Annotated in this window: 7 protein-coding genes; 3 read left to right on the forward strand and 4 right to left on the reverse strand. The window is 75.8% G+C overall.

Going from position 1 to position 8260, the window contains the following annotated elements:
- The 3 genes from ATM99_RS00955 to ATM99_RS00965 form a co-directional block, all read left to right on the forward strand.
- The coding region (locus ATM99_RS00955) for a serine hydrolase domain-containing protein (RefSeq protein WP_062101090.1) at positions 1-2097 on the forward strand (2097 nt) is incomplete at its 5' end.
- 40 nt (positions 2098-2137) lie between these two features.
- Positions 2138-3547 carry a sensor histidine kinase gene (locus ATM99_RS00960; RefSeq protein WP_190278739.1) on the forward strand — a complete coding sequence of 470 codons (1410 nt, stop codon included), beginning with the start codon at positions 2138-2140 and terminating at the stop codon, positions 3545-3547.
- Positions 3544-4203 (forward strand): response regulator transcription factor, encoded by a 660-nt coding sequence (locus tag ATM99_RS00965; protein WP_062101092.1) that lies wholly within the window; start codon positions 3544-3546, stop codon positions 4201-4203. The genes ATM99_RS00960 and ATM99_RS00965 overlap by 4 nt, the downstream gene beginning before the upstream one ends.
- Positions 4204-4508: 305 nt before the next feature.
- On the opposite strand, the gene ATM99_RS00970 is transcribed toward ATM99_RS00965, so the two are convergent.
- The 4 genes from ATM99_RS00970 to ATM99_RS00985 form a co-directional block, all read right to left on the reverse strand.
- Positions 4509-5570 carry an aspartate-semialdehyde dehydrogenase gene (locus ATM99_RS00970; protein ID WP_062101093.1) on the reverse strand — a complete coding sequence of 354 codons (1062 nt, stop codon included), beginning with the start codon at positions 5568-5570 and terminating at the stop codon, positions 4509-4511.
- A gap of 1 nt (position 5571) precedes the next feature.
- Positions 5572-6837, reverse strand: a complete 1266-nt coding sequence (locus ATM99_RS00975) for an aspartate kinase (RefSeq protein WP_062101094.1) — start codon at positions 6835-6837, stop codon at positions 5572-5574.
- Between the two features lie 170 nt (positions 6838-7007).
- Positions 7008-7484, reverse strand: coding sequence for a DUF4395 family protein (locus tag ATM99_RS00980; protein ID WP_062101095.1), 477 nt, complete (start codon positions 7482-7484; stop codon positions 7008-7010).
- Positions 7485-7557: 73 nt separating this feature from the next.
- Entirely contained in the window at positions 7558-8040 is a 483-nt protein-coding gene (locus tag ATM99_RS00985) for a thioredoxin family protein (protein WP_062101096.1), read from the reverse strand.
- Positions 8041-8260 lie beyond the last annotated feature (220 nt).

Here is an 8260-nt window from a genome sequence, read left to right on the forward strand (position 1 = left end):
GCGTCGCAGGCGCCGCGCTCCGCGACCCGCCGACGGCTCGCGCGCCGCGTCGCGCCCGCCCTCGCGCTCGTCGCGGGCCTCGGCCTGCTGACGGCGTGCGGCGCCGCGCCCGAGGTCCCCGAGCCGCGCGCCCCGCAGGCCGCGTCGACCGCGGGCCTGACGGCCGGCGACGTCGACGCGTGGCTCGACGACACCGTGCCCGACGCGCTCGCCGGCGGCCGGATCGCCGGCGCGAGCGTCGCCGTGGTGCACGACGGCGAGATCGTCACGGCGCGCGGCTTCGGCGAGGCCGACGTCGACGCCGGCACGCCCGTCGACCCCGACCGCACGCTGTTCCGCCCCGGGTCGGTGTCGAAGATGGTCACCGCGACGGCCGTCATGCAGCTCGTCGAGGACGGCCGCGTCGACCTCGACACCGACGTCGAGCAGTACACGGGCCTCGACCTCGGGTACGAGCAGCCGGTGACGCTGCGTGAGCTGCTGACCCACACGGGCGGGTTCGAGGAGCGGCTCACGGGCCTCATCGGCGGCGAGGGCACGGTGCCCGACCTGCGGGCGTCGCTCGTCACCGACCCGCCGCAGCAGGTGTACGCACCGGGCACGACGCCCGCGTACTCGAACTACGGCAACGCCCTGGCCGGGTACGTCGTCGAGGCCGTGAGCGGGCAGCCGTTCGAGGACTACGTCGCCGAGCACGTGCTCGCACCGGCGGGCATGACGTCCTCGACGTTCGCGCAGCCGCTGCCCGCGGACCTCGCGGACCGGGTGTCGCAGGGCTACGCGACGTCCGACGACGCCCCCGTGGGCTTCGAGGTCGTCGGCCAGCCGCCCGCGGGCGGCCTGAGCGCGCCCGCGACCGACATGGCGCGGTTCATGCTCGCGCACCTGGGCCACCCGACGACGGGCGAGCCGCTGCTGTCCGACGCGACGCGCGCCCTCATGCAGCAGCCCGCGCTCGGCGCGGACACGCTGGGCGCCCTGGCGCAGGGCGAGCGCATGGGCCTCGGCTGGTTCGACGAGTCGCGCCACGGGCACCGCGTCGTGGGGCACGGCGGCGACACCATCGCGTTCCACTCGCACCTGCAGCTGTGGCCCGACGACGACACGGGCCTGTACCTGTCGCTCAACAGCACGGGCGCGGGCGGTGCCGCGTACCAGGTGCGCGAGGACCTGCTCGCGGGCTTCGCGGACCGGTACTTCCCCGCCGACGAGGCACCGGCCGCGAGCACGGTCGACGACGCGACGCGCGCCGCGCACGCGCAGGCGCTGGCCGGGCGGTACGAGCCCGGCCGCAAGTTCGTCTCGACGTTCCTCACCGCGACCGGCGTGCTGCAGCCCACCGTCGCGCAGGTCGTCGACGGCGACCGCGTGCTGTTCACGCCCGGCCCCGGGCAGCTCACGCCCGCGGTGTACGAGGAGGTCGAGCCGTGGGTGTTCCGCCAGGTCGACTCCGACCGGCGCCTGGCCGTGCGGCTCGACGACGCGGGCCAGGTCCAGGTGATCGGGCACGACTCCGCCATGACGCTGCTGCCGCTGACGCCCGCACGCGCCGCGGTCGTGCCGGTGCTGGCCGTCGGTGCGCTCGTGCTGCTGCTGACCGTGCTGGCGTGGCCCGTCGGGGCGGTCGTGCGCCGCGTGCGTCGACGCCGGGCGGCGCGCCGGGCCGCGGTGCCGGCCGGGTCGGTGACGGCCACGGGCGCGGTGCCCGCGACGACGTCCGGCGCGCAGCCCGACGGGGCGCCGGCCACGCCCCCGGTCGGGGCGTCGGCCACGCCGCCGACGGACGTCCGCCGCGCACGCCTCACGACGCGGCTCGCGGCGCTCGCGACGCTCGTCGCGCTGGCCGGCTGGGCGCTGGTCGTGCTCACGCTCGTGGGCCTGCAGCCCGTGCCGGACGCGGTGCTGCGCGTGCTGCAGGCGCTCACCGCGCTGGGCGTGCTGGGCGTGCTCGCGGCCGCGTGGCGCGTGGTCGCCGAGGCCCGGGCCCGCACCGGGTGGTGGCGCACGGTCACCGCGACCGTCGTGCTGGCCGCGCTGGTCGGGACGTCGTGGGCCGCGCTGCAGGTGCACCTGCTCTCGCCGGACCTGACGTACTGACGACCTGCCGTCGACCGACCCGCACGAGAGGATGACGACCATGGCGACCACGCACCTCACGGCGCCCGGCGCGCGCTGGGACGCGTTCCTGGACCGCTGCGGGGTGCGTGGTCCCGTGGCGCGTGACGCGCTGCTGGCAGCCACGTGCACGGTCGTCGCGGTGCTGCTGAGCCTCGCGAGCGTCGGGCTGCTGCCCGACGAGCTCGCGGTCTCCCCCGCGCGGCGGCTCGCGCTGCTGCTGCTGATCGCGGTGCAGTCGGCAGCCCTGGTGCTGCGGCGCGTGCGGCTCGCGGCGTGCGTCGCGCTCGTGGTCGCGACGCAGGTGGCGCTGGTCGCGGTGGCGCCCGACCTGTCGGTGCGGTCGTTCGCGCCGTTCGTCGCGGCCGCGACCGTCGGCACGCTGCTCCCGGCGGCCCGGGCCCTGCGCCTGGCCGCCGGGGCCGGCGTCGCCGAGGCCGCGCTCGCGACGGTCGCCGTGCTCGTGCGCGGCGGCACAGCGCTCGACGTCGCGACGCACGTGTCGACGTCGCTGGCGGTGTGGCTCGTGTCGGCGCTGGTCGGCGTGTACGTCGCGACGCGGCGCGCGCACCTCGTGCTGCTGCGCGAGCGCGCCGAGCAGGCCGAGCGGGACCGCGACACGCGTGTGCACGCGGCCGTGGCGGCCGAGCGGGCACGGCTCGCGCGCGAGCTGCACGACGTCGCGGCGCACCACCTGTCGGGCATGGTCGTGCAGGCGGCGGCCGTCGAGCGACTCGTCGACCGCGACCCCGACGCGGCGCGCGAGGGCGCCCGCTGGCTGCGCGACCAGGGCCGCGCGACGCTCGACAACCTGCGGCAGGTGGTCGGGCTGCTGCGCGGCGACGACGCTCCCGACGGCACCGCACCGCTGCCGGGGCTCGCGGCGCTGCCGGACCTCGTCGCGCAGGCCCGCGACCTGGGCGACGACGTCGAGCTCGTCGTCGCCGGCGACGCCGCGCCGCTCGCGCCGCTGGGCGACGTGTCGCTCTACCGGATCGCGCAGCAGGCGGTGACGAACGCGCGCCAGCACGCACCCGGCGCCCGCGTGCGGGTGCGGGTCGAGCACGTGCCGGGCGCCGTCGTGGTGGACGTGACGAACGGGCCCGCGACCCGCACGGTGCGCGGCACGCGCAGCGAGCACGGCGGCGCGGGGCTCGCGGTCATGCGCGAACGCGCCGCGCTCGTCGGGGGCACGCTCGACGCCGGGCCGACGCCCGACGGCGGCTGGCGCGTGCACGCGCGCGTCCCGGTCGAGGCCGACGCGCACGGCGACGACGCGCGAGAGACCGACGCGCGCGGTGTCGCATCGGCCGGGGACGGCGCTCGCGAGCACGACACGCACGCTCAGGACGCGTCCGCGCCCCGCGCGCACGAGGACCTGCCGGGCGGCCGACCGGCCGCACCGCACGACGGGACGGAGGTGACGGCGTGATCCGCGTCGTGCTGGTGGACGACCAGGCGGTGGTCCGCGCGGGGTTCCGCGTGCTGCTCGAGGACGCCGGGGACATCGAGGTGGTCGGGCAGGCCGCGAGCGGCCCCGAGGCCGTCGACGTCGTGGCCCGCACGCGCCCCGATGTCGTGTGCATGGACGTGCGCATGCCCGGCGGCGACGGGCTGACCGCGACGCGGCGGATCGTCGCCGACCGCACGGGCGACCTGCCCGCGGTGCTCGTCGTGACGACGTTCGACCTCGACGAGTACGTGTTCGGCGCGCTCGAGGCCGGCGCCGACGGGTTCGTGCTCAAGGACGCCGACCCCGCCGACCTCGCCGACGCGATCCGCCGCCTCGCGCGCGGCGACGGCATGCTCGACCAGACCGTCACGCGGCGCGTCATCGCCGAGTTCGCCCGCCGCCGCCCCGCACCCCCTCCGGGCGCCGAGGCGGACCTGCTGACGCCGCGCGAGACCGACATCGTGCGGCTGCTCGCGCAGGGCATGTCGAACGCCGAGATCGCCGACGCGCTGTTCGTCGAGCAGTCGACCGTGAAGTCCCACCTGGGCCGCGCGATGACCAAGCTCGGCACGCGCGACCGCCTGCAGACCGTCGTGTGGGCGTACCGCACGGGCCTGGCCGCACCGACGCGCTGAGGTCGCGGCACCGGACGTCGGGCTCGGGCACCTCTCCCCTCCCCCCTCCCCCTCCCGCCGTGAGAGTGCGATCCAGCATCGGCCGAGGGCTGGATCGCACTCTCACGCTCGAAGGGCGGGGCTGGATCGCACTCTCACGCTCGAAGGGCGGGGCTGGATCGCACTCTCACGCTCGAAGGGCGGGGCTGGATCGCGCTCTCACGGCTGTCCGGGCGGGGGCGCCGCGCGGCGGCGCACGCACGAGAGGGCGATCCGGCACCGGTCGTGGTGCTGGATCGCCCTCTCACGCCAGGGGTGGTGCGGCGTCAGTCGCGCGTGATCCCGAAGCGGCGCTCCGCGAGGACCTCGGCGATCTGGACCGCGTTGAGCGCGGCGCCCTTGCGCAGGTTGTCGTTGCTGATGAACAGCGCGAGGCCGCGGCCCTCGGGCGCGCCCTCGTCCTGGCGGATGCGGCCGACGAACGACGGGTCCTGACCGGCCGCGACGAGCGGCGTCGGGACGTCCGCGAGCTGCACACCCGGGGCCGTCGACAGCAGCTCGGTCGCGCGCTCGACCGTGATCTCACGCTCGAACTCGGCGTTGACGCTCAGCGAGTGACCCGTGAAGACCGGGACGCGCACGCACGTGCCCGAGACCAGCAGGTCGGGGACGTCGAGGATCTTGCGCGACTCGTGGCGGAGCTTCTGCTCCTCGTCGGTCTCGTGCAGGCCGTCGTCGACGATCGACCCCGCGAGCGGGATGACGTCGAACGCGATCGGCGCGACGTACTTCTCCGGGGAGGGGAATGCGACGGCGCCGCCGTCGTGCACGAGCGCGAGCGTGTCCTGCTCGACCGCGGCACGCACCTGCGAGTCGAGCTCCTGCGCGCCCGCGAGGCCGGAGCCGGACACGGCCTGGTACGTCGACACGATCAGCCGGCGCAGGCCGGCCTCCTCGTGGAGCACCTTGAGCACGGGCATCGCGGCCATGGTCGTGCAGTTGGGGTTCGCGACGATCCCGATCTCGATCTCGTCGAGCGCCTCGGGGTTCACCTCGGACACCACGAGCGGCACGCGCGGGTCGCGGCGCCACGCCGAGGAGTTGTCGACGACGATCGCGCCGGCCTCGGCGAACCGCGGCGCGTGCTCCTTCGACGTGCCGCCACCGGCGGAGAACAGCGCGAGGTCGATGCCCGTGAGGTCGGCGGTCGCGACGTCCTCGACGACGACGTCGTCACCGCGCCACGGCAGCGTCGTGCCCGCCGAGCGCGCCGACGCGAAGTAGCGCACCGACGCGACCGGGAAGTCGCGCTCGTCCAGCAGGCGGCGCATGACCGCGCCGACCTGGCCCGTCGCACCGACGACGGCGATCCTCAGTCCCTCGGCCACGTCAGCGCCCCGTCCCGCCGTACACGACGGCCTCGGTCTCGGTGTCGTCCAGCTCGAACGCCGTGTGGACGGCGCGCACCGCGTCGTCCAGCTGGTCGGCGCGCGTGACGACGGAGATGCGGATCTCCGACGTCGAGATCATCTCGATGTTGACGTTCGCCTCGGACAGCGCGGCGAACAGCTTGGCGGACACGCCCGGGTGCGAGCGCATGCCCGCGCCGACGAGCGAGAGCTTGCCGATCGTGTCGTCGTACTGCAGCGACTCGAAGCCGATCGCCGGCTGGTCGGCCGTCAGGGCGGCCGTGGCCGTGGCGCCGTCGGTGGCGGGAAGCGTGAACGAGATGTCCGTCAGGCCCGTCGCGGCCGCGGACACGTTCTGCACGATCATGTCGATGTTGACGCCGGCCTCGGCGACGATCTCGAACAGCCGGGCGGCCTTGCCAGGCACGTCCGGGACGCCGACGACCGTGATCTTGGCCTCGCTGCGGTCGTGCGCGACGCCCGAGATGATCGGCTGCTCCATGCTGGGGTCCTCCTGGTCGGTGACGAGCGTGCCGGTGTGCGTCGAGAACGAGGACCGCACGTGCACGGGCACCTCGTAGCGGCGGGCGTACTCCACGCAGCGCAGACCGAGCACCTTGGCGCCGCTGGCGGCCATCTCGAGCATCGCGTCGTACCCGATGCGGCCGATCTTGCGCGCGGTCGGGACGATGCGGGGGTCGGCGGTGAACACGCCGTCGACGTCGGTGAAGATCTCGCAGACGTCGGCCTTGAGCGACGCCGCGAGCGCGACGGCCGTGGTGTCCGAGCCGCCGCGGCCCAGCGTCGTCACGTCGTTGGTCGACGGGTTGACGCCCTGGAAGCCCGCGACGATCGCGACCTCGCCGCGCGCGATCGTGTCCTTGATGCGGCTGGGCGACACGTCGATGATGCGCGCCTTGCCGTACACCTCGTCGGTGATGACGCCGGCCTGCTGACCCGTGAAGGACTTGGCCTCGACGCCGAGCGTGGTGATCGCCATCGCGAGCAGCGACATCGAGATGCGCTCGCCCGCGGTCAGCAGGATGTCCATCTCGCGCACCGGCGGCAGCGGCGTGACCTCCTGCGCGAGGTCGATGAGCTCGTCGGTGGTGTCGCCCATGGCCGAGACGACGACGACGACGTCGTGCCCGGCCTTCTTCGTCTCCACGACCCGCTTCGCGACGCGCTTGATGCTGGCGGCGTCGGCGACGGACGAGCCGCCGAACTTCTGCACGATGAGGGCCACGGGTCTGGACGCTTCCGGGAGACGGGCAGGACCCCGCGAGTGTAGGCCGGGCCCAGGATGCGGACGGGGCCGGTTTCGCATGCCGGACGGCGGGCGACCGCCCGCACCGGGTCGTCCACCGCGGGGCGGCCGACCCGGCGGGCCGTCCCGCCGGACAGGTCCGCCGGAGGTCAGACGGTGCGCGCGCGCAGGCGCGCACCGAGCAGGTAGAGCTCGCACCCGAGGCACAGCCCGAACGCCGCGTTGAGGAACGCGGCCACCAGCGCCAGCGCGGCGGCCACCGGCACGGCCGCAGCCACCCCGAGCAGCGCGAGGAGCACCCCGAGGCCCGTGACGACCAGGCCGACGAGCTGCGCGAAGCGCGGCGGACGCGGGTCCTCGAGGTCGGTCGGCGGCGCGAGCCGCGGGCGCACGACGCGGGCGAAGACCCACGCCTGCCACGTGCCGCCGACACCTCGCACGGCGCCCGGCGCGAAGCCCGCGGCGACGGCCGCGAGCAACAGGGTCGCGGGCACGCCGTCGCCCAGCAGCAGGACGACGACCAGCAGCACCGCGGTGAGCGCAGCCCCCACGCGGGGACCCCGCGGGTCGATGCCGCCGGGTGCGGGAGCGGTGGGGACGAACGGCGTGGGACGGAACGAGGTCATCGGTGCTCCTGGTGGCGTCGCGGGGACGGACGGCGGCGGCGCCCCGGCGGGGCCGCCGCGACGTCGGGCGACGTCAACGGGTGGCGGCGCCCCGACGGGGCGACGGACACGACGCGAGCGCGGCGAGGGCCTGCGCGCGGTCGGTGGCGCCCGACATGCGTCCGACGACCGTGCCGTCGGGCCCGAGCACGAGGGTCGTCGGCGTGCGCAGGACGCCGAACCGCTCGACGAGGTCGAGCCGCTGCGCCGCGTCGAGCTCGACGTGCACGACGCCCGGTTCGGTCACCGCGACGGCGGCGAGCACCCGCTGCGTGCTGCGGCACGCGGCGCACACCTCGCTCGAGAGCTGGACGAACGTCGCGCGCTCGCCGGGCGCCACGCCGAGGTCGTCGAGGCCCAGCGGCACCGCGCCGCCGGCCACGGCCGGCGCGGGGACGGACGTGGTGCCCGCGGGGACCGCTCGCGTCGCGCGGAAACGCCCGTTGCCGGCACGCCAGACGAGGCCGATCACGGTGGCCAGCGCCAGGACGACGAGGACGAGCCCAGGACCGCGCACGTCGCCCTCCCTCCCTCGCTCGGACGACGCCCCGCGCCGCCGACCCGGGCACGATAACCCGACCGGCACGGTCGACGAAACGCCCGTCCGTGGAGGACGTCGTCCGGTACGCCGTCGGCCCTCCGCCCACCTTTCGCTGCACCACGCGGGGGACACCCGCCGCGCGCGGGTCCGCCCCGGGGTGGACTCCCCGGCAACCGCGCAGCCCCTAGCGTGACGT

The organism is Cellulomonas sp. B6, assembly GCF_001462455.1.
In the GTDB taxonomy this organism is placed as follows: domain Bacteria; phylum Actinomycetota; class Actinomycetes; order Actinomycetales; family Cellulomonadaceae; genus Cellulomonas.